Below are 26,314 nucleotides of genomic sequence, written 5' to 3' on the forward strand. Positions count from 1 at the left end.
GGGACCTAGATTACCCCTTTGAGGGAAGCTATGTCGCGCTCGTCGCGTCCCGGCACCCGGGAGTAGCGCTCTGGCATGCAGGTAAAGACCAATACCTGGTTGTCTCGTCCCACGTGGGAAAACAGCGTGGCCATAAGCTGCAGGCGGCGTGCATCGGTAGAGCCCAGCGCATCATCCACGATGACGGGAACCGACTCCGGCCCTACTAATTGCGCGATAGCAAAGCGAGTGAGGATGGCCAGCTGCTCGCGGGCGCCACCGGACAAGCTCGCTAGGCTCACCGTCTCATTATCCTGAGTGCGGGTGGTCACGCGAAGGTCGTCATCGAGCTCGAAAGTGATGTCGCCGCCGTACACGGTGCGGGCTAGCTGTGAGAGAGCAGCCACGAAGGGTGCCGCGTAGCGCTGGCGGGCGGCATCGCGATGCTTGAGCAAAAGTTCTCGCAGATAGCGGGCTGCTTGGGCGCGCTTATCGACGCTCTCGTACACCGCCCGGGCCATCTCCACCGCCGCGGTGGCCTGTTGGGCGCGCTCGGCGGCACCGGAGTGGAAGTTCACCTCGCTGGAAAGCCGGCCAAGATCCACCTCGCAGCGTTGGATGCGCTCGGTGAGGTAATCCAGGTGGGATTGCGCGCCTTCCACCAAGGAGTTGGCGGTCTTAAGGTCCACAGCTTCCATCTGATCCAGTTGCCTACGCAGGTCCGCCACTACGGATTCCAGGCGGATGACCTCGGCACGCAGGTCCTCGTCGGCGGCGCGTTCGCGCGCGGAGGAAAGGTCTCGAGTCACGCGCTGCGCGTTTTCGCGGGCCGCGGCAAGTTCGGCATCGAGGCGCACAGCCTCATGGGCCAGGCGGCTTTCGCGATACGGCACGAGTTCGCGGTCGAGCGCATCGACCTTTTCGCTAGCTTCTTCCTCCGCGGTTTCGGCGGCGGCGACATCTACCTCTTCCACGTCCGCAAGGTCCGCGATCTTCTCAGCCAGCGCAGCATGCTGGGCGCGCAGCTCGCCCAAATCATCCGGCCCCAGTTCCGCGGCAAGGGCGCGAGTGGCGGCATCGAGGTCGTCGTTCTGCGCACGGTGCGTCTCATGAGCTTCTTCGGCCGCAGCCACTGAACCTACGCCCAGGTTATCGAGCAGCTCGTGCAGCCGTGTGCGGGCCTGTTCCACATCGCGCTGGGTGTCCTCCGCGGAATAGGAACCGGCCGAGAAGCGGGCGGTGATATCGCCGATGGTGATTACGCGGGAATCGACAAGCTCGACGGCGGTGTCCTCCCCCACCTCGATGTCCTCGCCATCGACGCGGATGGTAGAGCCAGCAGGTCCGGAAAAATGCACCTTGGCGGCGGCAGCCTCGTGCAGGCGCTCGGCCACCGACAGCGCTGAGTCTGCCTTATGCAGGCTGGTGATATCGGCCGCGGTGACCTCGCGGCCGCGCTGGGCGATGGTCGCACGGGCTTGGTCTACTTTGGCGGCTAGGCTGTCAAGCGATTCCAGACGGGCGCTGAGCTGCTCAAACTTCTGCTTATCCTGCAGGCGGCGTGCCTGCTTTAAAGTGCTGCGGGCGGCGGCATAGTCCTCTTTGGCCTCCGCTAGTTGCTTCTCCAGCAATTCTTTGACCGCGGTTTCTTCTTTTGCCTTGTCTTGTGCGGCGGTGAGTTTGTGCTGGGCGGCCTCGGTGGCCGTGGCGGCTTCCTCGGCCGCGGTGACGAGCTCGGCGCGCTCGGTGACGGCGGCTTTCGCACGGGCAAGATCCTCTGAAGCACGGGCCAGGGTGGCCTTATGGGAGTCCAGGGTGGCCTGCGCGGTAGCGGCTTCCTCGGCCTGCGCCTGCTTGTCGGTGAGGTCGGCGCGGGCAGCGGGGAGCTCCGCTTCAGCGGCGGCTTGGTCGCGCTCGAGTTGCTCGTAGCGCTCAACCACGGAGTCGAGCTCGTGCAGTACGCGGGTGGCTTCTGTGTATTCCTCTTCGGCGCGGGCTAGGGCTGCGGCGGCGTCCTTGTACTCGCCAGCCGGGTTACCCTTCGCCGCGGTAAAGTAGCGCTGGTATTCCTTGTCCACACGGGCCAGCAGCGCGGAATCGTCGCCGGAGACCTCGTCCTCGGCTAGGCCGGATTCGCGCTCGAGCGCGCGGGTCAGGCTGGGTATGCCAACGGCAGAGATGGCCTCGCCGGTATCGTCTTGGCGCATAAAGAGGGCGTCGACAAGCGAGCGATCCAAGTGCTCCGAAAGGATGCGCTCCAGCTCATCGTCGGCCTGGCTGCCGGTAAATTGCGCCGGCCGTGGGGAAGAAATATTCAGTTCGCAGGATTTCTTAGATAGCCAGCGCTTGGCAATGCGGAAGCGGTACTCCCCTACGCTCAGCTCGGCCGTAACTTCCGGGGCAACGTCCTTGCCCACCGGCTGCAGGGAGCGAATGCGCTTGGAGCGGCCGCTGTGCTTTTCGGTGAGCACCACATCGAGCGCCTCCACGATGGTGGACTTGCCGGCTTCGTTCTCGCCATGGATGACCACGACGCCGGTCTCAGGCAGCTCATCGAGGACCAGGTGCTCAATGCCGCGGACGTTGTTAAGTTCTAGGCGGTGGATGCGCATTAGGACTGTCCCTCCAGGCGGAATAGCAGGTTGGCGGCGTCGCGGGCGACGGGATCCTCGCGGTTCTCCAACAGCTCATGCAGGGCCTCGGCCGCGTAGCCGGAAATATCGAGGCTGGCCAATTCCTCTTCGCTGGGTTCAAGGTAAAGGTCCATGGTGCGCTCACGCGGACGCAGGGACGCAAACACAGCCTCGTACTCATCCAATCCGCGCTGCAGGCGGGCATGCGCCGCGACGCCGAGCGTGCCGCGCAGACTATATTTCACGGCCGTGCGCACCTTATCGGGGTATTCGCCTAGGCGCGCAAGGAAGCGTTCGACGTCTTCGGCGGAATCCACGGCGGCATCGAGGGCTTCAAAGGTCCAGCGGCCGATGCGGCGCTTGTCGACGTCCACCTTATCCCCCACGCGCACCACCAACGCATTGCCGGAATCGGCCTCGCCACCACCGGTGCTGGTTTCCTTATAGTCCGTGGTTTCCGGACTGCCGGAAAACCACACCCGGCCGGTGGTGCCGAGGCTGGCGGTGGAGTGGGTATCGCCCAGCGCCAGGTAGTCGATCACCCCGCGGTCCAGGCAGTCCTCGACGAAGCCAAGGTCGATGGTATCGGCGTCATCCTCGCCGGAGCGGGAATCCACTTGGCCGTGGCCGACGGCGATGCGGATGCCCGCGGCTGGCTCCAACGGTTCGAGCGCTTGGCGGACCAAGTCGTGATTCGCGCGCTTGGACAGGTACGGTGCGCCGACCAACTCCACGCCGGGTGCAACCTCGATGGGCTCTGAGTCTGCGATGACGTGGACATTCTCCGCGCTGGTCTTATAAAAGACCGAATCCGCCACCAGCGGGTCGTGGTTTCCCGGCAGGACATAGACCGGCACCGGCAGGCGCTTGAACATCTCCGTGGCGCGGGCAAGGATGTCGCGCGAGAGGGCATTGTGCTCAAAGACGTCGCCGGCCACGACGATGAACTCCGCACCGGTCTCCTCGGCCAGCTCGCCTAGCCGCACGATGGCGGCCTCGCGGTCATCGTTAAACCGGCCTTGGGCCTCGCCCTTCAAGAACCACCGGGTCATGCCCAGCTGAAAATCGGAGGTGTGGATAAACGTGGTAGCAGTCATTAGTGCGAGAGGTGATAGTAGAGGTCTTCAATATCGGATACCGCGCGCAGGAGGTCCAGGTTGGTATGCGAGACCGACCGCATGGCCTTGCGCAGCAGGTCCGGATCGGAGTCATCGATGGCCGGGGCGACCTTGGGCTGCGGCAGCTTCGGCAGCTCGCGGCCGTTCCAGAAGATGTCATTCTTCTCTTCCTCGGACAGGTCGCTCGGGGTAAAGCTTTCGCGGCTCACCGTCTTGGCCTGCTCTAAGACCATGCGCTCCAGGCGGGCAAAATCCAGACCACGCATATTAAAAATGACGGCCGGGTCCGCATCAGCGCGGGTGGCGAGCTTATCGCCTACCGCCACGATGTGCTTGCACACGTACTCGCCATCTGGGCAGTCGCAGGTCAGGCGGAGGTCTTCGGCCTCGGGGGCAAAGAGGGTGTCCAGGGCGGCGTCGGCAAGCAGGCCCTTGCGTGCATTGGCCACGGAATTGGGGGTGCGGGCGAATTCGGTAGCCAGCTGGGCAATATCATCGTTATTGCGGTACGGCAGCTGGATGAGCACCGCAAAGGGCTCGTTCTGGAAGCCAGCCACGCGGCCGTGGATGGCGCCATTGCGCACCTCAAGGCCCACGACGTGTCCGCCCTCCGCGTACTGGCGGCCGCGGGTAATCCGGCCGCGATCCGCGCCATGCGAGGTAAAGGCCGCGATGCGCGAGGCCGTAGTGGACAGGATGCGCCCGCTGCGGTCTACGTGATTGACCTCGGCCGGGGTGCTTACTCGTTTGCGGGTGCCAAAATTGGCATAGATGACGTTGTCGTCGCCTTTAACAGCCATGGATTACTCCCTCCCCCGGTAGCTCATGAGTGCGGCCAGCTGATCTGGGTCTAGCTCGGTAAGCCAGCCCTCGCCTTCGCCCACCACGGCGCCGGCCAGCTGCGTCTTGCCGTCCAAGATATCCTGGATGGATTCCTCCAGCGTACCTGCGGTGATCATCTTATACACCTGCACATTGCGGCGCTGGCCAATGCGGAAGGCACGGTCCGTCGCCTGGTTTTCCACCGCCGGATTCCACCAGCGGTCCATGTGCACGACGATAGAGGCGGCCGTGAGGTTCAGGCCGGTGCCGCCCGCCTTGAGCGATAGGATCATCGCCGGTGGGCCGTCCTCGGACTGGAAATCCTCCACCATCTGGTCGCGCTTATTCTTGCTTACCCCGCCGTGGAGGAAGGGGATCTCGCGGCCGAGCTGGTCGCTTAAGTACGGCTGCAGGATATCGCCAAAGGCCTTGTACTGGGTAAACACCAGGAGTCGCTCGCCGGATTCGGTGGCCTCATCCACGATGCGCATGAGCTCTTTGACCTTGCCAGAGCGGTGCTTGCCCTTGAGCGTCACCGGCGAGTTATCGCCCAGGTAGTGCGCGGGGTGATTACAAATCTGCTTAATGCGGGTTAGCGAGGCCAGCACCAAACCACGCTTATTGATGCCCGTCGCCTCCTGCAGGTCCTTCTTTACCTGGTTGACCAGTGCCTTATATAAGGCGGCCTGCTCGGTGGTCATGGATACGGTGAGGATCTGCTCGGACGTTTCCGGCAGGTCATCGATGATATTCGGGTCCGTCTTGACGCGGCGGAGGATAAACGGCGCGGTGAGTTGGCGCAGGCGCTCGGACATTTCCTCGTCATTATTGCGCTCGATGGCCTTAGCAAAGTGATTGCGGAAGAAGGAGGCGGTGCCCAGCACGCCGGGATTGCAGAAATCCAGGATGGAGCGCATCTCCGAGAGGCGATTTTCCACCGGGGTGCCGGTTAGCGCCACGCGGTGTTCCGAGGGCAGCGAGCGCACGGCCTTGGACGAGCGCGTCGCGGAATTCTTGATGGCCTGGGCCTCATCGAGGACGACGCGCTGCCAGCCCACCTCGCCCATGTCCTTAAAATCGCGGCCCACGGTGCCGTAGGTGGTGATGACGAGGTCACACTCGCTGGCCTCCTTTAAAAAGTCCTCCCCGCGCGGGCGGCTGGGGCCGTGCTGCACCATGACTTTGAAGTCTGGGACGAAGCGCTGGGCCTCGCGGGCCCAGTTGCCCACCACAGACGTTGGTGCCACCACGAGGGTGGGGCCGGTCTGCTCACCGCGGTCCTTCTCCACTGCGAGGAGGGACAGTAGTTGGAGGGTTTTGCCGAGCCCCATGTCGTCGGCAAGCACTGCCCCAATGCCACTGCGCGACATCCAATACAGCCAGTCGACGCCGCGGCGCTGGTACTCGCGCAGCTCCGCATGGACGGAGGCGGGAATCTCCACGCGCTCCGGGGCAACCTTATCCACCCCGCCGAGCAGCGCCGTGTGCCAGGTGCTGCCGGTGAACTCAATGGGCTCTTGGGTCATGGACTCTAGCGCCAGCTCGCGCAGCTCGGCCACGGTGACCTGCTCGTGCTCCTCGCCGCCCTCGTTGAATTCTTGGCGGCGGCGCTCCACGTCCGCCATCAGGGCTTGCCACCCCGGCTCGTCGAGCTGCTTGGCCATTTCCGCGGAGGCTGCTAGCTGCTCGAGCTCCTTCTTCTTGCGCGCGATGGCCTTCTCCCGCAGCGCGTCCATGTAGCCGGAAACTTGGGAGACGACCTGCTTATCGGCCATGACCCACTTGCCGCGCAGCTGGATGAGGCCGGACTTGGAATTGACCAGGTCCTCCATCTCTTCCTCGGTCAGCTCCACATCGCCTACGGACATGCGCCAGTTATAGTCCACTAGCTTATTCATGCCGATGTGCTTCTTCGTGGCGGCCTCGGCCGGATCGCGGGCCTCGTGGGTTTCCAGCTTGGCCTTAGTCTCCATTTGCGCCCATGCTTTGGGCAGCATGACGGTCACGCCGCTGGCCTTGAGCTTATCCACTTCGTGGGTAATAAAATGGGTGAGCTGGTGGGTTTCAAGGTAGACGTCCCAGTCGCCGTCGCCAGGCTGTGGCAGTTGCGCGGTCTCCCCCAGCGTGGGTGCGATGCGCACGGCTTTGCGGTGAGCTTCGCGCAGCTTTTCCACACTCGCCCTATCCAAACTCTGCGCCGACACCGGCCGTGGAGAATCCGTGCCCGAGCGCACCCGCACGCGCACTGGCCACTTGGCCGTATCCGGGTCAACGTCAAGCGGCTCCTCCACGATGTAGACCAGCTGGAGCTCAACCTCGTAGATGGAATTCTTCCACTCATTGAGCCCGCGCAGCAGCTGCGAGCGTCCCCGTCGGATCGGCCGCGTATCGAGTAGGGCGCGGGCAAACTCGTGCCACGGCATCGGGCGAGGAGCCTCCGCCACGGGCCGCAGCTCGCGGAAGGCAATCCAGTGGGTGAGCTCATCGGCCATGTCATCGGAGAGCGCCCGATTATTAACGTGCAAAATGCCCGGCGCGGCCGCCATCATCTCCGCGAGCCAGCCGCGCTCGCCCAAGCCGGAGGCCAGCTGCCACATGGGGAACCACTCATTGGCCTGGTAAGCCAGCCGGAAGGTCACGCGGCCGGCGCGCACGAACTTGCACAGCCCGCTGTAGGCATGGATCAGCCACTGGAGGTCGGGCGCAATGGTGGCCGGCGGCTTGTGGTTCAGGTGCTCCATTTGGGCAAGCGCCGCCACGGCCTCTTCGGGTCCGAACATCGCCATGGGCACCATTAGGGAGACATCCTTGCCCTTGGGCGTGCGCAGCGATACCCGCGCTCGGTTGCGGAAGGATTTCTTCGCCAGGATGGACTCCACCGCTGGCGGGAAGGTGCCCTCAGGAACGGCATTGGGCATGACGATCTTGTGCCCTTCTACCTGTTCAATCCATAGACCTAGTCCCGTAACGGGGAGCCACAGTCCATGCACGAGGTAAGAAGCCATAGCCGCCAGCATAGCAGCCCCTTTTGGTTTTGTTACAGGCTCGTTATGTTCCACCCTTTTCCCAGTTGAACGACAGAAAATCGAAACGGAGATCTGCGCCACACCTGTATTTTCGCTTGGGTTAACCTTGTGACCCCGTTAACGTGAGAATGTCATCACACACCTACAAGGAGTACAACGTGCAAGATTCAACTTGGTACGTCATTGCGATGATCGTGTATCTCCTCGCAATGGCAGCCATTGGCTATTGGAGCTACAAGCAAACCGATCAATATGACGATTATGTTTTGGGCGGCCGTGGCCTGCACCCATTCGTAGCGGCTCTCTCCGCCGGCGCTTCCGACATGTCCGGCTGGCTCCTCATGGGCCTGCCTGGCGCGCTCTTCCTCTCCGGCATGTCCGAGCTATGGATGGCCATCGGCCTGCTCGTCGGCTGCTGGGCAAACTGGAAGTGGGTCGCACCGCGCCTGCGCTCTTACTCGGAGATCGCGGCCAACTCGATTACCGTGCCGTCCTTCTTTGAAAACCGCCTGCACGATAAGTCCCGCCTGCTGCGCATCATCTCCGCAGCCATCATCATCTTCTTCTTTACCTTCTACGTCTCCTCCGGCATGGTCTCCGGCGGCCGCTACTTCGAGTCCACCTTCGGTGGCGACTACCTCACCGGCATGCTTGTTATCGCCGCGGTGACCATCTTCTACACCTTCGTCGGCGGCTTCTTGGCGGTGTCCTACACGGACGTCGTCCAGGGCGTGCTTATGTTCGTCGCCCTGATGATCGTGCCAATTATGGCAATCGTCTCTCTCAGCGATCCTGCCTCCATCTTCTCTTTCGCCAGCAATAATGCCTACGGCACCGATGGCATAGTGGAAAATGACAACTACTTCTCCATGTTCGCCGGTGTTTCCGCTGGCGTCATCATCGGCAACCTGGCCTGGGGCCTGGGCTACTTTGGCCAGCCACACATCGTGGTCCGCTTCATGGCGCTGCGTAAGCCTTCCGACGCCCGCCAGGGCCGCTTTTACGGCGTCACCTGGATGGGCCTGTCCGTCATCGGCGCCATCTTCGTCGCGCTCGTTGGCACCGTTTACTTCACCCAGACCGGCCACAGCATCACCGACCAGGACAACTTCGAAACCATCTTCCTGGATATGGCTCAGGCCATGATGCACCCACTGCCCGCCGGCTTCGTCCTGACCGCAGTTCTGGCCGCCATCATGTCCACCATGTCGTCCCAGATGCTCGTCGTCTCTACTTCCCTCATCGAGGACCTCTTCCTCATCTTTGCTAAGAAGAAGCCCAGCGAGCAGGTCCTCATCAACCTCTCCCGCACCGCCATCGTGGCCATCGCGGTCATCGCCGCTCTGCTGGCTATCAACCCGTCCGATTCCATCCTCGGCCTGGTTGGCTTCGCCTGGGCTGGCTTCGGTTCCGCCTTCGGCCCCATCGTTCTGCTGTCCCTGTACTGGAAGCGCTTCAACTCCACCGGCGCAATTGCTGGCATGGTAACCGGCGCCGTCGTGGCCATTGGCTGGGGCATGTCCCCGCTTTCCGACGTCCTCTATGAGATGGTCCCAGGCTTCTTCCTGGCCCTCCTCGTGGCCGTCGTAGTCACCAAACTCACCAAGGAACCAAAGCCGGAGGTTGTTACCGAGTTCGAAGAGGCCACCAAGCTGGCCAAGCTCGTGGAAAATAACTCCAATCTCGACTTTGAGGAAGCCGCAGAAAAGGTCACCGATAAGTAATCGGAACCAACGCGGGCCCCTCGCAGTCCAATAGGACATGAAGTCCTATTACCTGGCCGCGCTATCATGCATCACCGTCCTCATCGGCGCATGGTATGCGTGGCCTTTTCCGCATTTTGACGTCACCACGCTGCCCTCCCGCCCCGAAGCTACCGGCTACAACCGCGAAGACTTCGGCATCTGGCAGCCCCACGGCGCCTGCACCACCCGCGAGGTCATTCTAGAAAGCCAATCCAGCGATCCCCTCCACGCCTGCCACGCCCGCAGCGGGACTCTTTATGACCCCTATAGTGGCACCACCATTCCCGCTACCTCACCCATCGAGATCGACCACATCTTTCCCCTCTCCGCGGCCTATGACCTTGGCGCGTCTGAGTGGGACCGCGAAACCAAGGTCCGCTTTGGCAACGATCCGCTCAATCTCGTAGCCACCAGCCGTGAGCTCAACCAAGAAAAGTCAGACGCCCTCCCCGCGGAATGGCTACCTCCCGCTAACCGCTGCGACTATTCCCGCCGCCTCGCCGACATCGCCCGAAAGTACTCCCTTCCCCTGCCTTCCAAGGACGTGCGGGTGATGCAAAGGCAATGTCGGTTAGCCGTACTCACCGGAAGTTGATTAGGGTTGACGTGGCAACTTTCCGCGATTGAAGGGTTCTTTCAATGACTTCTTTCCTTGTATTCCTCCACGTGGCCGCAGCCATTCTCTTGATCGGCCCAGTATGCGTTTCCACCTCTAGCTTCCAGACCCAGATGGCCAAGGCAGCACAGGGTGACCACGCGGCGCTCGGCTCCGCTCGCGTCCTGCACAACATCACCAATACCTACGGCTACATCTCTGCCATCGTGCCTATCCTCGGCCTCGGCGTATTCCTTTCCGATATCAGCGCTTACAAGTCCGAAGTGAACTTCCACATCGCCATCTTGGTTGCCATCGTCGCATGGTGCCTGCTCTTCTTCGTCATTCTGCCAAAGCAGAAGAAGGCAATGGCCGCCCTCGAGTCCACTGAATCCTTCGACTACGCGGCAGCAAAGAAGCCGCTGTCCGCATTCGGCGGCGTATTCAACCTTCTGTGGATCATCTGCCTCATCCTGATGTACGTCAACTTCTAAGTGGCCCTCTAGAAAGCCATTTACTCCTCTGGGACAGTGTCTTCACTGTCCCTCTTTTCGTTTTCCAGCTCCTCTTTCAACTTTTGTGCATCCTCGTGCGCATTTTGCCGACGCCGCTGCGTCGCTTGTGCCACAGTCTGCGCCCACCTCCGGTTCTTCGGTGCAAGCGGCCCGCTGGCTTCGTCATAGACCCAAGTCGAATCTTCAAAGAGCCAGACGACGTCCCCGCTAATTGGATCCTTGATATAAAACGCCCGCCCATCAGTCTTGATGTTGTGGTGATGTTGACACAGGCAGGTCAAGTTTGCCGCCGAAGTAGGTCCTCCGTCAGCGAAGTCATGCCGGTGGTCCATCTGGGAAGCCATCGCCGGCCGCGTACATCCGGGCCACCGGCAGGTTCCATCGAGCCATTCCACAAAGGCGCGAATATGCGGCGGGGTGACGTAGTTTCCGCTTTCATCTTCTGCCGCCTTCTCCATGTCGCGCACGGTCGTGGCCCGCGATTGCATGTCATCGGCCACCTCAGGCGAAACCCAACCCAAGCTTTGGACGAAGGCGGGAGCATCCGGCAGATCGCAGCGGTACATATTGAGCACCACCTTCGCCTTGGCCTCAGCCTCACCGGTAAGCAACTCGACCGCAGCCTGAGCCAAGGAGATGTCCTTCTCCGTGGCTACACCGCGAATATTTCGGTCGATGATTTCGGCAGTCTCTAAGCCCACGTCTAGGCACACTGCGGCCCACTCCCCGCCTGTAGGCTCGAGGTGATAAGACTCCTTGCGCCGCGGATCGCGTGCAGCGATGGTGGGATCAAGGCGGACAATGAGCTCCCGAAGCTTTCGCCGCAGGTTGCGATGGGACGGTAATTTTTGGTTGGGGCGTTTGGGGGTGAGGTAGGTGGTTAATTCGGCGTCGATAAGCACGCATTGTTCGGTCTCAATCTCGCCCAACTTGGACAGCGTCTGGTCGATGGTAATTAAGCGGTCTAAATCTAAGTGATAGTGCTCTTCCTGCCGGGCTTTAAGGCGCGGCAGCTCCTGCAATCGCTCAAAGGCGAAAATGATATTTCTAATTCGGGACTGCCGTGTTCCGGTGAGATCCGACAGTGATTGGCTAATTATTTCGATATCGTCATCCGGGTCTGGATGTAGGCGCTTCCAGAGGAGGTATTCGGCCTTGCGAATGTCTGTTGCTGCTTGTGAGGTGGAATTTGCTGGATTGGTATTGGCAAAGTAGGGCGCATTCATGGACTTCCCCCGCAGAAGTTTATCTAGAACATGTTTGCGCTTTCAGTATACAAAACCCCTCCGACACACTACCCCCGTCTATAGTAAAACCGCAGGTCAAAAGGCACGAAAAAATGGGCCTCCGAAGAGGCCCATTTAGTCGAAAATGCTAGTCGCGCCAGCGCCCACCGCGCTTGCGTCCGCCGCCGTGATCACGGCGTGGCGGGCGGCCGGTATCCTTTTGAATCTTGATCAGCTGGCCGGAAATGCGGGTATCCTTCAGGCGATCCAGCACTGCCGGGTCGAGGTTCTTTGGCAGGTCAACCAGGGTGTGGCCCACCGCGATGGTGATGCGGCCGAAGTCCTTGGCAGACAAGCCACCCTCGTTGGCAATAGCACCCACGATGGCTCCTGGGCGCACATTTTGCCGCTTGCCGACGTCCAGTCGGTACGTCTCAAAGTCTCCGTCCGGCCGCTTGGGGCCGCGACCCTTGCCGCCGCTCTTGAAATCGCGCTTGCGATCATCGCGGCGGTCGCGGTCACGCTTCGGCTTGGGAAGCGGCTTGTCTTCCATCAGGAAGTTCTTGCCACCCTGCAGCATGACGGCGAGGGCTGCAGCGATGTCATCCATGGCCGCGTTATTGTCCTCGGAGTACTTGCGCACCAAGGTACGGAAGAAGTCCGCCTGCTTATTGTCCATGGAGTTGGTAATGGACTGCGCGAACTTTTCCTTGCGCTTTTCATTGACCTCATCGACGGACGGCAGGTCCATCTCTTCCAGACGGGCGTTGGTCACGCGCTCGATGGAGCGCAGCATGCGGCGCTCGCGCGGGGTGACGAACAGGATGGCTTCGCCGGAGCGTCCAGCGCGGCCGGTGCGGCCGATGCGGTGCACGTAAGACTCGGTATCGTTCGGGATATCGAAGTTCACCACGTGCGTGATGCGCTCAACGTCGAGGCCACGGGCGGCGACGTCGGTAGCCACGAGGATGTCTAGGCGGCCATCCTTGAGCTGATCGACGGTGCGCTCGCGCTGAGCCTGCGCAATATCGCCGTTGATGGCGGCGGCGCTGAAACCGCGGTCACGCAGGGTCTCGGCCACCTCTTCGGTCTCGTGCTTGGTACGGCAGAAGACGATGATGGCGTCGTAATTGATGACCTCGAGGATGCGGGTGAAGGCATCCATCTTTGCGCGGTGCGGGATGAGGAGGAAGCGCTGCGTGATGTTGTCATTGGTGCGGCGCTCGGACTTCACCGTGACCTCGGCGGGGTTGTCGAGGTACTGCTTAGAAAGGCGACGGATAGCATTCGGCATGGTGGCCGAGAAAAGCGCCACCTGCTTGCGGTCCGGGGTGTCCTCCAAGATGCGCTCGACGTCCTCTTGGAAGCCCATGTTCAGCATCTCATCGGCCTCATCGAGGACGAGGAACTGCAGCTGGGACAGATCCAGCGAGCCCTTCTCTAGGTGGTCGATGACGCGACCCGGGGTGCCCACGATGACCTGCGCACCGCGGCGCAGACCGGACAGCTGAATGCCATAGGCTTGGCCGCCGTAGATAGGCAGCACCTCGACGCCCTTGAGAGACTCGGCGAAGGACTGGAAGGAGTCCGCCACCTGCAGGGCCAGCTCGCGGGTGGGAGCGAGCACAAGTGCCTGCGGATGGCGGGCCTTGGTGTCAATCTGCGACAGAACCGGCAGCGCAAAGGCTGCGGTCTTGCCGGTACCGGTCTGGGCGAGGCCGACGACGTCGCGGCCTTCCATCAAGATCGGGATGGTTTCTTCCTGAATGGGGGACGGCTTGGTGAAGCCTACTTTCGCAACGGCCTCCAGAATTTTCTCTGGCAGGCCAAGATGCGCGAACCCCTGGGAGTTGTCGCTGGCTGAATCTTGGGACTCAGCGCCGGTGTCCTCAGAAGTATTCGCAGCCCTGGTGTCCTTGGTGACACCTTGCGAGTTGTCCTGAGATTCCGACTTATTAAAATCTTCCGGCTCGTTGACGCCGCCGGTGGCGTTATCGGTAATGCTCATTGCTTCACCAACCCTACGCGATTGCCGCCCCAAACTCCATATCCTAAGCGCCCGCGACGAAAGTGCGGTAGCTCAGTGGCATGCCTGGGCGGTAGGCCAAGTGCACGGCGCTGGGTGCGTCGAGCACGTGCAGGTCCGCGGCGGCGCCCTCCACAATGGTGCCCTTAGCGGGGCGGCCCTGCGGGTCGAGGCCGTTGCCCACGTTGTGGCGGCGCAGGGCGGTCGCTCCGCCGGTGGTGGCGGCGTGGATGGCCTCATCGACGGAGAGGTGCTGCTGCAGGACCGCGGTGGTCACGCAGTAATTCATCGAGGAGGTATAGGACGTGCCGGGGTTGAGATTGGAGGCGATGGCGAGGGTAGCGCCGGCGTCGAGAAGCGTGCGGCCCGGGGCGAGCGGCTCGCGAGTCGACAGGTCACAGGCCGGCAGCATGGTGGCCACGGTATCGGAATTGGCCAACAGCTCGATGTCCTCGTCGCTCAAGTGGTTGACGTGGTCTACCGAGGCGGCGCCCAGTTCGACGGCGAGGGCAACGCCCGGGCCCTCGCCCAGCTGGTTGCCGTGCACGCGCAGGCCCAGGCCCAACTTCTTACCGGCCTCCAGCACGCGGCGGGATTGTTCCTCGTTGAAGGCGCCGCGCTCACAGAAGACGTCGATCCACTGCACGTAGGGGGCAACGCCTTCGAGCATAGGGCCAACGACCTCGTCGAGATACTCCTCCGCGTCCGCTCCCGGCGGAACTAGGTGCGCGCCCAGGAAGGTCACGTCATCGACGTGGCGGGAGGCGACCTTGGCGGCCTCCACCTCGGACTCGGTATTAAGGCCGTAGCCCGTCTTAGTCTCGAAGGTGGTGGTGCCACCGCGGCGGCCGGCGGCCACGCGGTCCGCCACCAGCTTGTCCAGGCGGTCGGTGCCGGCCTGGCGGGTGGCGTCCATGGTCACAGCGATGCCGCCTGCCTCATAGGAACCGCCGGAGATGCGGGCCTCGAATTCGGCGGAGCGGTCACCGTCGAAGACCATGTGGGTGTGCGAATCTACCCAGCCGGGCAGGACGGCGCGGCCGCCCAAGTCCACCTTCTCGTCGGCGGCCGGTGCCTCGGAGGCTAGGCCGACCCAGGCGATGGTGCCGGATTGGGCGATAATGGCGGCGTCGTTAAGCGTGCCACGCTCGCTGACCGTACGGAGTTCTGAAATGCCGGTAAAAAGTGTGCTCATCTAGTCCCTTGCCTTGAATTCCATCGGAATGCGGACGCCGCGCTCGTCGGCGACCTCCTTCGCGCGAGTGTAGCCGGAATCGACGTGGCGGATAACGCCCATGCCCGGGTCATTGGTGAGCACCGCGCGCAGCTTGGCCGCGGCGAGCTCGGTGCCGTCTGCAACGGTGACCTGGCCGGCGTGGATGGAGCGGCCCATGCCCACGCCACCGCCGTGGTGGAGGGAAACCCAGGTAGCGCCGGAAGATACGGCGGTCATCGCGTTGAGCAGCGGCCAGTCAGCCACGGCATCGGTGCCATCGAGCATGGCCTCGGTCTCGCGGTACGGGGAGGCCACGGAACCGGAATCCAGGTGGTCACGGCCGATGACGATCGGCGCCTTGATCTTGCCCTCGCGCACCAGGTCATTGAAGAGCAAGCCGGCCTTGTGGCGCTCGTTGTAGCCCAGCCAGCAAATGCGTGCCGGCAGACCCTCGAACTCGACGTACTCCTCGGCGGCGTCGAGCCAGTTGTGCAGGTGCTCGTTGTCCGGGAAGAGCTCCTTGAGGGCTTGGTCGGTGACCTTGATGTCCTCTGGGTCGCCGGAAAGCGCGGCCCAGCGGAAGGGGCCCAGGCCCTCGCAGAAGAGCGGGCGGATATAGGCCGGAACGAAGCCCGGGAACTCGAAGGCGCGCTGGTAGCCGGCCTTGCGGGCCTCATCGCGGATGGAGTTGCCGTAGTCGAAGACCTCGGCGCCCTCATCCTGGAACTCGACCATGGCCTGGACCTGGGCGGCCATGGACTCGCGAGCCTTCTTGGTAAAGGTGGTCGGGTCTGCCTTGGCCTCGTTGTGCCAGTCTTCCATGGTGATTTCAGAAGGCAGGTAGGACAGCGGGTCATGTGCGGAGGTCTGGTCTGTGACGATGTCTACGGTAAATTCCCCGGCGCGCTGGCGGCGCAGGATCTCTGGGAAGACCTCGGCGGCGTTGCCCACGAGGCCAACGGACAGGGCCTTCTTGTTTTCCTTGGCGTCTAGGACCAGCTTGAGGGCCTCGTCAAGGTCGGTAACAACCTCATCCAGGTAGCGCTTGTGCTGACGACGCTTCAGGCGGGTCTCGTCCACGTCCACGATGAGGCAGGCGCCGCCGTTGAGGGTGACGGACAGCGGCTGTGCGCCGCCCATGCCGCCGCAGCCACCGGTCAGGGTGAAGGTGCCGGCCAGGCTGCCGCCGAAGCGCTTCTTCGCCACGGCCGCGAAGGTCTCGAAGGTGCCCTGCAGGATGCCCTGGGTGGCGATGTAGATCCAGGAGCCGGCCGTCATCTGGCCGTACATCATCAGGCCCTCGTCCTCGAGCTTGCGGAAGTGCTCCCAGTTAGCCCAGTCTCCCACGAGGTTGGAGTTAGCGATGAGCACGCGAGGTGCCCACTCGTTGGTCTTCCAGATGCCCACCGGCTTGCCGGACTGCACCAGCAGGGTCTCATCGGACTCGAGGTCCTTGAGGGATTCAACGATGGCGTCAAAGGCTTCCCAGCTGCGTGCTGCGCGGCCGGTACCGCCATAGACCACGAGGTCCTCGGGGCGCTCGGCAACCTCGGGGTCGAGGTTATTCATGAGCATGCGCAGGGGCGCTTCGGTCTGCCAGGACTTGGCGGACAGTTCGGTTCCGCGCGGCGCGCGTACTTCGCGTGGTTCAGACATGGGCTTCCTTTCGTCGTGCTTGTTCGACGCCTTCCCAAGCCCTCTAGGCCGGTGTCCCGGGGCTGTCCCCGAGGACTTGTTCAGCGTCACATGTCACAAGGTACTGTGACCTAGCTCTGTGTACCATGCCACACGAACCCGAACTGTCTCGTATATGAGACACCCGCGGAATGATCTACGATGGCCTGCATGCGTCGGTTCATCCCCCTCCTTTCCGTGGCCCTCCTCGCCGCTTGTTCCACCCCCGCCGAGGAACCGCAGCCGCCCCACTATGTGGCGCTGGGGGATTCCTATGCGGCCATGGGCTCGACCACGCTGCCGCTCGATCCGCCCAATACCTGCGTGCGCGCACAGGATTCCTACCCCGAGCTCGCGGCCAAGGAGATGGGCGCAGAGCTCACCAATGTTTCCTGCCAGGGCGCTAGCACCCTCGACGTGCTTTCCTCCGCCGGCGAGCACCCCGCCCAGGTGGACGCCCTGCGCGAGGACACCGACCTGGTGAGCCTATCCATCGGCGGCAATGACGCCAGCTTCGTGCGCCTTACCCAGTGCGCCACGGACGGTATCTGCCAGGCGGAATCCGGCGCGCAGATAGACCTGGAAATCCGCGATCTGCCCCGCCGGCTCGACAAGGTTTACGAGGAGATTCACCGCCGCTCCCCCAACGCGAAGGTCCTCGCCACCGGCTACCTGCCACTCGTTAAACGTGGAGAGACCTGCCCCTACATAGAAAAAATCCCGGCCAGTGACCGGGAATGGTTAGCAGGCTCCATCGAGCGCATCAACCAGGCGGTGCGCGAGGCCGCCGAGCGCAATGGGGCTACCTACGTGCTTGCCGACGCCGCCCCTGACCACACCGCCTGCTCCCCCTCACCGTGGGTGGATTTCACGGGCCAGGAGACTAATTCCTTCCCCATGCACCCCACCCACGCAGGACAGGTGGCCATGGCCAAGGCGCTACGCGCTGCCCTCTAGCCCGGCGCGCGCGGCGTCATCGGAACCGGGAACACGCATCTCAAACCGCTCTGTGACCACGGTGTAGTCAAAGTAGCCCATGCGCGCGATGGGCTTAATCTTGAGGATGTCCAGCTTGCCATCCTCGTCGATGACGGACTCATCAATGTGAATGGTCTTGACATCCGCCACCACGAGATCGATGGTGCCCACCTTGGAATTGCCTGGCACGCGCAAGGTGGTCTTGTACTGACACTCGAACTTCACTGGCGATTCCTTCACCATGGGAATGCGGTGGTTGTCTGCATATTCCTTGGTGACGGAAAGGCGATCCCATTCGCTTTCGCCATAATCGAGCACCTGGGCCGACTTATTGACTTCCTCGCGCAAGTCATAGGTGGCCATATTCCATACGAACCAGCCGGTTTCCTCGGCATTGAGGACCGTGTCCTTGCGGCGACCATCCGGGTATTGGTTGGCCGAAAACATCACCATTGGTGGATCGAAAGTGAGGTTTTGCCACTGGCTATAGGGAGCGATATTTTCACGCCCTTGGCCGTCGACGCTAGAGAGCCAACCAATGGGCCGTGGAACCGTGCTCGCCTTAAAGGGCGAAAATGGCAAGGGGTTAGGTTCGGTCTGTGGATGCCAGGAAATGGTCGACATATTAACCACGCAGCTTTCCGGTAGCGTTCTCAACGGCTTCGACGAGCGCCCCCTCCTTGACCAGGCGCACGGTCTCCTCGATTTCCGGCGAGAGGTAGCGGTCCACGCCCGGGCCCTCCACAGTCTCGCGCAGCTTCTCAATCACCGCGCCGGTGCCCTTGGCCGGGGTGCCCTCGCGCATGTCGATGGCGCGGGCGGCGGTGAGGATTTCCACGGCCAGCACGCGCTGCAGGCCATCGACGGCCTTGCGCAGCTTGCGGGCGGCGGACCAGCCCATGGAGACGTGGTCTTCTTGCATGGCCGAAGACGGAATGGAATCGGCCGAGGAAGGGTTAGCCAGGCGCTTCATCTCACTCACGATGCCGGCCTGGGCGTACTGCGCGATCATGTGGCCGGAGTCCACACCAGGGTCATCAGCAAGGAAAGCATTCAGCCCGCGGTTGCGCGCCGGGTCCAAGAAGCGGTCGGTGCGGCGCTCGGAAATGGACGCCAAGTCCGCGGTGACGATGGCGAGGAAATCGAGCGCATAGGCCACCGGCGCGCCGTGGAAATTGCCATTGGAGACCACGCGGCCATCCTTGGTTACCACCGGGTTATCCACGGCGGCGGCGAGCTCGCGCTCGGCCACCTGGGCGGTGTGGGCCAAGGTATCGCGGAACCCGCCGGCAACCTGCGGGGCGCAGCGCACGGAGTACGCATCCTGCACCTGGTTCTTCTTGAACTCCTCGAGCGCGGCCTCCAGGATCTCCGAGCCTTCGGCCACCTGAAGGATATTAGCCGCGGCATCGGCCTGGCCTGGGTGCGGGCGCAGCTGCTGCAGGTCATCAGCAAAGACCACGAGGGTGCCGAGCAGTCCTTCCACGGTCATAGCAGTAGCGATATCGGCGGTCTTTGCGGCCGCGCGCAGGTCAGTAATGGCCAGGCAGAGCTGGCCGAGCATGCCATCGGTGCCGTTAATAAGCGCGAGGCCTTCCTTTTCACGCAGCTGCAGCGGCTCGATGCCGGCCGCAGCCAGAGCGTCGCCCGCATCCTTAAGCTCACCATTGACGCACACCTCGCCCTCCCCCAGCAAGGCCAGCGCACAGTGGGCCAGCGGCGCCAAGTCGCCAGAGCAGCCCAGCGATCCGTACTCGCGCACCACCGGAACGATGCCAGCGTTCAGCGCCTTGGCGTAGGTTTCTACCACCACGGGGCGCACGCCGGTACGACCGGTACACAGGGTCGACAGGCGCAGGAGCATAAGCGCGCGGATGACCTCTTCCTCCACCTCCGGGCCTGTGCCCGCAGCGTGCGAGCGCACCAGGGAAAGCTGCAGCTGGGCGCGCATCTCCTCCGGGATATGGCGGCGGGCAAGTGCACCAAAGCCGGTCGAAATGCCATAGACCGGGGTGGGATCCTGTGCCAGTTCTTCCACGCGCTCACGGGTCGCGGCCACTTCTTCGAGAGCCTCGGGTACAATCTCCACCTTCGCTCCATAGCGGGCAACGGCAACGACGTCTTCGATGCTCAGCGCACCGACATTGACGGTCACGGTGGATGGGTAGGCGTTAGGCATGGCAAAAACTCCTTGGAGTAGGGATTGATAATCAAAAATGTGTCGCGCGACAACCCAACGCGATAGATGTATGCTACATCACTTTCTTCGATTGCGGTACATTTTCCCCGCGACCTTGTCTGACACCTCCTGCAGTGCCCGAATGGCGCCATCCACCTGTGCATCTGGCGTCCCTACCGGATACGTCACCGCCACCGCCGCCGCTGGGCGGTCCAGATGGTCCAGAATGGGCACCGCTACAGAAGCCTGGCCACGAGTAATTTCCTCCACCTCTTGGTCCCAACCCCGCGCGGCCACCAACCGCAAGCGCTCCTTCAAAGCAGAAAAGCCACTACCACCCGCGGTATCGAATGCAGCGCGCACCTCCGCGTCAGGAAGATGCGCCAGCATTACGCGCCCGGACGCCGTCTTATGCGCTTGCAATCGCACACCAACCTCGGTCACCAAAGAGATTGCCCCTGCGGCACGGACCTCCTGCAAGTACAAGATTTCCGATCCAGCCATACGAGACAAGTGCCCCGATCCACCCACCAGATCCGCACACCGCTCCAAGTCCCGAGTAGCCATTCGTACCAAAGGCTGTTGGGTTACATAGGCCGAAGCCATGGAATAGGCCGCAAGGCCCAGGCCATATGTCTTATGTTCCGGCAAGTGCGCCACAAAGCCGGCATCCACCATCTCCGCTAGCAAGTGATACGTAGATGACCGTGGCAGTCCCAGTTCACCTTGTATCCTGGCAGCAGAAATTGGTACGTCAATCGTCGATAACAACTTAAGAATCTCTAACGCGTGACGGGCCGCTGGAACTCGATTTGTACTCACACTTAGTGATTGTAGGCAGAATTTCCCTGCCATATCCCGCGTTCTTGCCTACCCTCGGTAACCATGAACACCGAAAAAGCTGAACTTTTCACCCCCGCCCCCGAATGGTCCGGCCGCTCCGATGGTCCTGGCCCAGAGCATGCCCGCTGGCATAGCGTTATCAATCAGTCCACCGACTCCCCCGCCCCGGTAACCCTCCTGGGCTTTGCCTCCGATGAGGGTGTGCTGCGCAATGGCGGCCGCCAGGGTGCAGCTGCAGGCCCGGCCGCGCTGCGTTCCGCGCTGGGTTCCTTGGCGGTGCACCATGCGCATGCGCTTGCCGACGCCGGCACGATCACCACCCAAGCCGACGACCTCGACGGCGCCCACGATGCGCTCTCCGATAAGGTGCAGGAGCTCGTCGAAGCCGACACCCTCCCCATCATTCTGGGCGGCGGGCACGAGACTGCCTTCGGCTCGCACCGCGGCCTCTACCGCGCGGTAGGCGCCACCAAGATCATTAATCTGGACGCCCACTTCGATCTGCGCCGCGCTGATCAAGCCACCTCCGGCACCCCGTTCAAGCAGATTTCGGAGCTCACCGATGACTTCGACTACACCGTGCTGGGTATCTCCCGCCCCAATAACACCGCGGTACTTTTCGACGAGGCCGAGTCCCTCGGCGTGGCCATCACTCTGGACGAAGAGCTGGTCAACCTTTCCCCGGCCGAGTGCGGCGAGCTCGCTGCCCGCGCCACGGAGGGCAAGGACAAGGTCCACCTATCCATCGACCTCGACGTTTTGTCAGCGTCCACCGCGCCGGGCGTATCCGCACCGGCGTCGCTGGGCGTCAGCTACGAGCGCATCCGCGCCATGGCCGTGGCTATTGCGCGAACGGGCAAGCTGGCCCTGGTGGACGTCGTCGAGCTCAACCCCACCTTTGATATAGATAACCGCACCGCCAAGGCAGCGGCGCGGCTTATCGATGACATCGTCACGGCCCACCTCGGGGCCTAGCTCCTACCTCAAAACAGCAGGTGGGCAATCGGCGTGGCGATGAGGATGGTCAGCGCCACGCGCTCAAACCAGATGATGACCAGGTGGGTGAGCTTCACCGGAATCTTGGTAGCCAAGATGCACGGCACCAGCGCGGAGAAAAAGATGATGGCGGAGACTGCCACCACGCCGATGACGAACTTGAGCACCATGCTGTCGCTGTCTGCCACTGCGGTGGCGGGCAGGAACATCTCCGCAATACCCATGGCCGCGCCCTTGCCGGCCTGGACCGGCTCCGGCAGCTGCACTACCCACGCGAACGGATAAAACAGGTAGCCAATCCACTCGAAGATGGGCGTAAAGCGCGCAAGCAGTAGGCCAATAAGGCCCACCGACATAATCGAAGGCACGATGGCCGCCGCCATGCGCACGCCATCGCGCAGATTCTCCCAGATGGACTCCCACAAGGACGGCGCGCGCTGCAGTGCCAGCATTGCTTCGCGCCACGCGTTCTTGATGCGTGAGCCCTCCACCGGCTTTTCCGGGTCTGGGTGCGCGTCTGCAAAGTACTCATCCGGAATGGTGCGCAGCGGCGGAATGCGCACGGTAATGGCCGTCACTACAAAGGTCACGATGAGCGTGACAATAAAATAGGTGCCCCAGATCTTCATCAGATCAAGCTGCTTGGCCACGATAACCATGAAGGCCGCAGAGACCGTCGAAAAGCCGGTGGCAATGATGGCCGCCTCGCGCCCGGTATAGCCGCCCTTTTGGTAGACGCGGTCTGTCACCAAAATGCCCAGCGAGTACGAGCCCACGAACGAGGCCACCGCGTCAATGGCGGAGCGCCCCGGTGTCTTCCACAGCGGCCGCATGATGGGCTGCATGAGCACGCCAACAAATTCCAGCAGGCCAAAGCCAATGAGAAACGCCAGGAACGCACCACCGATAGGCACGATGAGGCCTACCGGAATCGCGATGGAGTTCCACAGGAACGGCACCAGGTCTTCATCGCCCAACACCCACGGCAGCGCATCGATGACCATAAGGAAGGCGACCACCGCGCCCACGATATTGAGCACTGCAAAGACCGCCTGCAGCGCACTTTCCTTAAACGCCCCAGTGGTAAAGCTGCGCACCGTGCCATAGACGGCAAGCGCAAAGATAATCCACGGCACCAGCGCCGGAATCCCTTCGCGCACCATGGTGACCATGTGGTCCAAAGGAATGGAGCGCTTATCCTGATACGTCACCGGCAGGAAGAATACGAACGCGCCGATGGCGCTATATAAAAAGAGTTTCCACCGTCCCCCAGGCTGCGGGATCTCCCCGTCATGGCTCTGGTGCGAGGTATAGACAGATTCGGTAGAAGTCACAGTAAAACCGTCCCCTCAAGCTTGCATACAAAAATCAAGCCCGCGTGACAGCCTTACGCGAACATTGGGGACATGTTATCTAAGTAACAGCGCGCTGTCTAGTGGTTTTTACATCACTATGAAACTGCTTCCGGCAATCCCTCCACCCGCCTTCTTGGGGTAACCCTTCACTCACAACTGCCCCGTAACCGTTAAAGTTACTAATACAATTCCCTACTCCGCGAAAGGCAAGACATGTCTGAAGTTCACCTCGACGAGGAAAGCATCAACGATTTCTTTGATGATTTTTCGGATGCAGCGCTGTTGGGCCGAGATCTTGAAAGCAAAAAGAACAAGTTGCTCCGCAATACTCCGCAAAAGGAAGAAGTTGAAGAGGCTTATAGGCGAATAAAGCGCGAACTGGGGCATGTAGATGAACGCTTAGCTATCGGAGCTTATAAACGGGAAAAGAGGGGCCAAAATTGGTATATCCCCAACCTCGAGACGGCTATCCATTGGCCGGCACTACGAGAGAAAATTGAGGCAGACCTAGGTCCGGCGATCAAAGACATCGACGAATCCTCCTCTGCAGTGATGAACGGACTGCGACCCCCTCAAAAGACTGAGAATCAAAAGTCTAAAGGTCTAGTTCTTGGCTATGTCCAAAGTGGTAAAACTACAAATTTCATGTCCGTGATCGCTAAGGCAGCAGATTCAGGTTATCGATTAATCATCGTATTGACCGGTATTACAGAGAATCTTCGGCGCCAAACTCAAAAACGAATTGACGAACAGCTCGTTAATTTGAACCGAAATAGGTGGACTCGGTTAACTGATGAGACAAGCGATTTTAACGGCGACCGCAATGGGGCGCGTCTTGAAAACCCTGGTGAGCGTTTTATCGCCGTAGTGAAGAAGAATGGACCCCGGTTGCGCCGGTTAAACCAGTGGCTATCGGCAGCTGGAGCTCGAGCTGATAATTGCCCGATCCTTGTGATCGATGACGAATCTGACCAAGCAAGTATCGATGTCTCTCCGCGCACCAAAGCAGAGCGATCTGCCATTAACCAGCAGATTTCAAATTTGCTCGAGTACGACATGGCATCCTATATCGCATACTCAGCAACTCCGTTCGCTAACATCCTCATCGATCCGTCAAATGACACTGATCTTTACCCGTCGGATTTCATCATTACTCTCCCAGAACCTAAAGGGTACTTTGGCTCTCGCGCGCTTTTCGGTAGAGAGCCAATCGGAAGTGAAAGCCTAGACGAGCTGGAGTCTGACGGATACGACATGATCCGAACCATCACCGATGCTGAAGTTGAAGGAATCCGTCTCAGCAAAAAGCAAAAAGAAGAGCAGTCGATTATCGGCGGCCCAGCACTGACAGATGCCATCCGATGGTTCCTCATGGCCACAGCGGCTCGATGGGCACGGGGACAAAAGAGTAAACACTCTTCGATGCTTATCCACACTTCCATGTTGACCGGCGATCACGACGAACTGGAAGGCTTAGTTGAAGTAGAGCTAAACAAGCTTAGAAAGCAGTACCAGAGAGGTGAAATTGACGAATGGCGCGAGCAATGGGATGCCGAGTGCAAACGCGTACCGGCAGATCAGTTTAATCTGTCGCCAATCTCTTATGAGGAGATGGCAGAAGAGTTAAAGGAAGTATTGGACACCACTGCAATTGCAGTAGATAACGGCTCTTCTGACACGCGCCTCGACTACGACGAAGGCCCGCAGACAGTAATTGCCATCGGCGGTAATACTCTGTCAAGAGGATTGACGCTCGAAGGACTTGTATCTTCATATTTCGTTAGACGAGCATCCGCTTACGACACTCTGCTTCAGATGGGCCGTTGGTTTGGGTTCCGAACGGGCTATCAAGATCTCCCGCGTATTTGGATGCCAAACGAGCTGCGCACCTGGTTCCACGACTTGGCAACTGTCGAAGCAGAACTGCGTGAAGAACTGGACGTTTACATCCAAGAACGCACTAGCCCGATGGAGGTTCAAGCCCGAATTCGCATGCACCCAGACATGGTAATCACCAGCAAGGCTAAAATGCAGTACGCGGTCCAACGTCAAATGAGTTTCTCGGGCAAGAAAGAACAAACGATCAAGTTCAAGGAAAAGGACGCGCAATGGCTGAAGAATAACCTTGATGCAGTCGAGGGTTTGTTCCAAGCCATTCAGAAGCGTGGTATTTCGAAGGAAGTTGGTCTTTATGAATCACCAGTTTTCTTGGACGTCCCATATACCGAAATCCTAGACTTCTTGGAAAAATACGAGGTCCACGAAGACACTCGCTTGGGCAAGGACAACTCTAAGCTGCTCATTGACTACATTCGACAAGAATCCGAAGAGCGTCGCATTAAGAAATGGAACGTTTCTGTAATCACCCAATCTAGACCACGTAACGGCACGATTGATTTGGGTTTTGGAAACATCAACATGATTTCCCGCTCCCCTCTCGCTGATAGCAAAGAGGGAGAGGCCAACATTAAAGCGCTCGTGACTACCAGTGACCGTCTTAATGACGTAATTATCCCCTCAGAGGAGGAAAGGATTGAGTTTCGCAATCAGATGACCGAATCGTTCGAGGGTGGCCATAAAGAAGCTAAGGTACGTCAAGCACACGATGACCATGTAGGCACCAGCGTGGGCCATCTAGCGATCTATCCCATCAGTAAAGACTCTGTCCCGCGCTCAGACTCTAAGCAAGATCGTAAGAGAGGTTTCCGCAAACCACTAGAGGCCGTAGACGACATCATGGGCTTGGGTATTTTCTTCCCTACTTCGAAAGCTGATGACTCCAATGTCAACTACACCTCTGCTCGTGAACCAGACGAGGAGATAATGGAGCAGTACCGCCAAGCTGATGAAGAAATCCGATTGGTAAACGAACAAGATGAAGCGCAGGCTTCGGCAGAGGAAGAGAATGCAAGGCACTAAAGAGTTTCTCCAGACCCTACGGAGCCCAAAGAATCGAAGAGGCTTCGAGTCCCAGGACGGCCTCTATTTAGCACTTCCTTTAAGGAACAGCAACGGATTTGTCCGTCTTTTTGTCGACCAAGACGGAAGTTTCGGCTTACTTGTCCCTCTGGGCAGCAAGGACCCCAAATGGCTGCAAGCCGATACACACAGTGAGCAGATCAAACTCCATTGCAAGTCATTAGAAGGAAAACCTCACGCTGAAGTCCGCCTATTTTCCTCCGCGTTCGAAGAAGTCTTTTGCGCATTCTCTGACTCACTCCTAGAAGAAATTGAACAGAGCCCCGAAAACGCTGGGCTCGCAGCGAGGGTCAAGTCCTGGGTAGTGGTGTATCTGTTTTCGAATCTGGGGTTAGTTTCATGGCGGTGGTTTAGGGGCCATCTCGGGGATAAGGGGTGAGGGTATTCACGCGGCGATCTCCTGGTTGTT

At 60.6% G+C, this 26,314-nt stretch carries 18 protein-coding genes; 6 read left to right on the plus strand and 12 right to left on the minus strand.

From position 1 onward, the window contains the following. Window positions 1-5 precede the first annotated feature (5 nt). Genes MHK09_RS00960 through MHK09_RS00975 form a run of 4 tightly spaced genes read right to left on the minus strand, consistent with a single transcriptional unit; the run spans window position 6 to window position 7,557 of the window. On the minus strand, window positions 6-2,591 hold the full coding sequence (locus MHK09_RS00960; protein ID WP_250412377.1) for an AAA family ATPase: 2,586 nt from the start codon (window positions 2,589-2,591) through the stop codon (window positions 6-8). Continuing rightward, window positions 2,591-3,709, minus strand: a complete 1,119-nt coding sequence (locus MHK09_RS00965; RefSeq protein WP_200435168.1) for a metallophosphoesterase family protein — start codon at window positions 3,707-3,709, stop codon at window positions 2,591-2,593. The genes MHK09_RS00960 and MHK09_RS00965 overlap by 1 nt, the downstream gene beginning before the upstream one ends. After that, the gene (locus tag MHK09_RS00970; protein WP_250412378.1) at window positions 3,709-4,530 is read right to left on the minus strand and encodes an SWIM zinc finger family protein; all 822 of its coding nucleotides are present in this window, start codon (window positions 4,528-4,530) and stop codon (window positions 3,709-3,711) included. The genes MHK09_RS00965 and MHK09_RS00970 overlap by 1 nt, the downstream gene beginning before the upstream one ends. Window positions 4,531-4,533: 3 nt before the next feature. Then, window positions 4,534-7,557 carry a DEAD/DEAH box helicase gene (locus MHK09_RS00975; protein ID WP_494546139.1) on the minus strand — a complete coding sequence of 1,008 codons (3,024 nt, stop codon included), beginning with the start codon at window positions 7,555-7,557 and terminating at the stop codon, window positions 4,534-4,536. 179 nt (window positions 7,558-7,736) lie between these two features. Here MHK09_RS00975 and putP point away from each other — a divergent pair, with 179 nt between their 5' ends. Genes putP through MHK09_RS00990 form a run of 3 tightly spaced genes read left to right on the plus strand, consistent with a single transcriptional unit; the run spans window position 7,737 to window position 10,412 of the window. Beyond that, on the plus strand, window positions 7,737-9,302 hold the full coding sequence (gene putP, locus MHK09_RS00980) for a sodium/proline symporter PutP (RefSeq protein ID WP_250412381.1): 1,566 nt from the start codon (window positions 7,737-7,739) through the stop codon (window positions 9,300-9,302). A 37-nt stretch (window positions 9,303-9,339) separates the two neighbouring features. Next, window positions 9,340-9,918, plus strand: coding sequence for an HNH endonuclease family protein (locus MHK09_RS00985; RefSeq protein WP_250412382.1), 579 nt, complete (start codon window positions 9,340-9,342; stop codon window positions 9,916-9,918). Window positions 9,919-9,962: 44 nt separating this feature from the next. Continuing rightward, window positions 9,963-10,412, plus strand: a complete 450-nt coding sequence (locus MHK09_RS00990) for a DUF2269 domain-containing protein (protein ID WP_179386348.1) — start codon at window positions 9,963-9,965, stop codon at window positions 10,410-10,412. A gap of 20 nt (window positions 10,413-10,432) precedes the next feature. Here MHK09_RS00990 and MHK09_RS00995 read toward each other — a convergent pair whose 3' ends face one another. From MHK09_RS00995 to hutU, 4 genes are all read right to left on the minus strand, one after another. Beyond that, window positions 10,433-11,659 (minus strand): HNH endonuclease signature motif containing protein, encoded by a 1,227-nt coding sequence (locus tag MHK09_RS00995; RefSeq protein ID WP_250412384.1) that lies wholly within the window; start codon window positions 11,657-11,659, stop codon window positions 10,433-10,435. Between the two features lie 148 nt (window positions 11,660-11,807). Next, on the minus strand, window positions 11,808-13,667 hold the full coding sequence (locus MHK09_RS01000) for a DEAD/DEAH box helicase (RefSeq protein WP_250412385.1): 1,860 nt from the start codon (window positions 13,665-13,667) through the stop codon (window positions 11,808-11,810). Between the two features lie 43 nt (window positions 13,668-13,710). Continuing rightward, on the minus strand, window positions 13,711-14,880 hold the full coding sequence (gene hutI / locus MHK09_RS01005; RefSeq protein ID WP_250412387.1) for an imidazolonepropionase: 1,170 nt from the start codon (window positions 14,878-14,880) through the stop codon (window positions 13,711-13,713). Continuing rightward, window positions 14,881-16,557 (minus strand): urocanate hydratase, encoded by a 1,677-nt coding sequence (hutU, locus tag MHK09_RS01010; RefSeq protein ID WP_250412388.1) that lies wholly within the window; start codon window positions 16,555-16,557, stop codon window positions 14,881-14,883. Window positions 16,558-16,746: 189 nt separating this feature from the next. Between hutU and MHK09_RS01015 the strand changes: the two genes are divergently transcribed. After that, window positions 16,747-17,532, plus strand: a complete 786-nt coding sequence (locus tag MHK09_RS01015) for an SGNH/GDSL hydrolase family protein (protein WP_250412389.1) — start codon at window positions 16,747-16,749, stop codon at window positions 17,530-17,532. On the opposite strand, the gene MHK09_RS01020 is transcribed toward MHK09_RS01015, so the two are convergent. The 3 genes from MHK09_RS01020 to MHK09_RS01030 all read right to left on the minus strand — a co-directional run bounded on the left by MHK09_RS01020 (window position 17,515) and on the right by MHK09_RS01030 (window position 20,554). Then, a complete protein-coding gene (locus tag MHK09_RS01020; protein WP_250412390.1) occupies window positions 17,515-18,177 on the minus strand; it encodes a flavin reductase family protein in 663 nt (220 codons plus the stop codon). The two genes, MHK09_RS01015 and MHK09_RS01020, sit on opposite strands and share 18 nt — an antisense overlap. A gap of 1 nt (window position 18,178) precedes the next feature. Beyond that, a complete protein-coding gene (hutH, locus tag MHK09_RS01025) occupies window positions 18,179-19,732 on the minus strand; it encodes a histidine ammonia-lyase (RefSeq protein WP_250412391.1) in 1,554 nt (517 codons plus the stop codon). Window positions 19,733-19,810: 78 nt separating this feature from the next. After that, window positions 19,811-20,554, minus strand: coding sequence for an IclR family transcriptional regulator (locus MHK09_RS01030; protein WP_250412392.1), 744 nt, complete (start codon window positions 20,552-20,554; stop codon window positions 19,811-19,813). Between the two features lie 63 nt (window positions 20,555-20,617). On the opposite strand from MHK09_RS01030, the gene hutG reads away from it, so the two are divergent. Next, window positions 20,618-21,550, plus strand: a complete 933-nt coding sequence (hutG, locus tag MHK09_RS01035; RefSeq protein ID WP_250412394.1) for a formimidoylglutamase — start codon at window positions 20,618-20,620, stop codon at window positions 21,548-21,550. A gap of 8 nt (window positions 21,551-21,558) precedes the next feature. On the opposite strand, the gene MHK09_RS01040 is transcribed toward hutG, so the two are convergent. Further along, a complete protein-coding gene (locus MHK09_RS01040; RefSeq protein WP_250412395.1) occupies window positions 21,559-22,905 on the minus strand; it encodes a YjiH family protein in 1,347 nt (448 codons plus the stop codon). A 234-nt stretch (window positions 22,906-23,139) separates the two neighbouring features. On the opposite strand from MHK09_RS01040, the gene MHK09_RS01045 reads away from it, so the two are divergent. Continuing rightward, window positions 23,140-25,845, plus strand: a complete 2,706-nt coding sequence (locus MHK09_RS01045) for a Z1 domain-containing protein (protein WP_250412396.1) — start codon at window positions 23,140-23,142, stop codon at window positions 25,843-25,845. Window positions 25,846-26,314: the final 469 nt, after the last annotated feature.

The sequence above is a fragment of the Corynebacterium tuberculostearicum genome (assembly GCF_022347235.1).
GTDB lineage: Bacteria > Actinomycetota > Actinomycetes > Mycobacteriales > Mycobacteriaceae > Corynebacterium > Corynebacterium tuberculostearicum_F.

Excerpts from the sequence above, each read along its gene's own strand:
- hutG (WP_250412394.1), top strand. The coding sequence starts at position 20,618 with ATGAACACCGAAAAAGCTGAACTTTTCACCCCCGCCCCCGAATGGTCC.
- MHK09_RS00965 (WP_200435168.1), bottom strand. The coding sequence starts at position 3,709 with ATGACTGCTACCACGTTTATCCACACCTCCGATTTTCAGCTGGGCATG.
- MHK09_RS00970 (WP_250412378.1), bottom strand. The coding sequence starts at position 4,530 with ATGGCTGTTAAAGGCGACGACAACGTCATCTATGCCAATTTTGGCACC.
- MHK09_RS00995 (WP_250412384.1), bottom strand. The coding sequence starts at position 11,659 with ATGAATGCGCCCTACTTTGCCAATACCAATCCAGCAAATTCCACCTCA.
- MHK09_RS01045 (WP_250412396.1), top strand. The coding sequence starts at position 23,140 with ATGTCTGAAGTTCACCTCGACGAGGAAAGCATCAACGATTTCTTTGAT.
- MHK09_RS01015 (WP_250412389.1), top strand. The coding sequence starts at position 16,747 with ATGCGTCGGTTCATCCCCCTCCTTTCCGTGGCCCTCCTCGCCGCTTGT.
- hutH (WP_250412391.1), bottom strand. The coding sequence starts at position 19,732 with ATGCCTAACGCCTACCCATCCACCGTGACCGTCAATGTCGGTGCGCTG.
- MHK09_RS00960 (WP_250412377.1), bottom strand. The coding sequence starts at position 2,591 with ATGCGCATCCACCGCCTAGAACTTAACAACGTCCGCGGCATTGAGCAC.
- hutU (WP_250412388.1), bottom strand. The coding sequence starts at position 16,557 with ATGTCTGAACCACGCGAAGTACGCGCGCCGCGCGGAACCGAACTGTCC.
- MHK09_RS00990 (WP_179386348.1), top strand. The coding sequence starts at position 9,963 with ATGACTTCTTTCCTTGTATTCCTCCACGTGGCCGCAGCCATTCTCTTG.
- MHK09_RS00975 (WP_494546139.1), bottom strand. The coding sequence starts at position 7,557 with ATGGCTTCTTACCTCGTGCATGGACTGTGGCTCCCCGTTACGGGACTA.
- MHK09_RS01020 (WP_250412390.1), bottom strand. The coding sequence starts at position 18,177 with ATGTCGACCATTTCCTGGCATCCACAGACCGAACCTAACCCCTTGCCA.
- MHK09_RS00985 (WP_250412382.1), top strand. The coding sequence starts at position 9,340 with ATGAAGTCCTATTACCTGGCCGCGCTATCATGCATCACCGTCCTCATC.
- MHK09_RS01000 (WP_250412385.1), bottom strand. The coding sequence starts at position 13,667 with ATGAGCATTACCGATAACGCCACCGGCGGCGTCAACGAGCCGGAAGAT.
- hutI (WP_250412387.1), bottom strand. The coding sequence starts at position 14,880 with ATGAGCACACTTTTTACCGGCATTTCAGAACTCCGTACGGTCAGCGAG.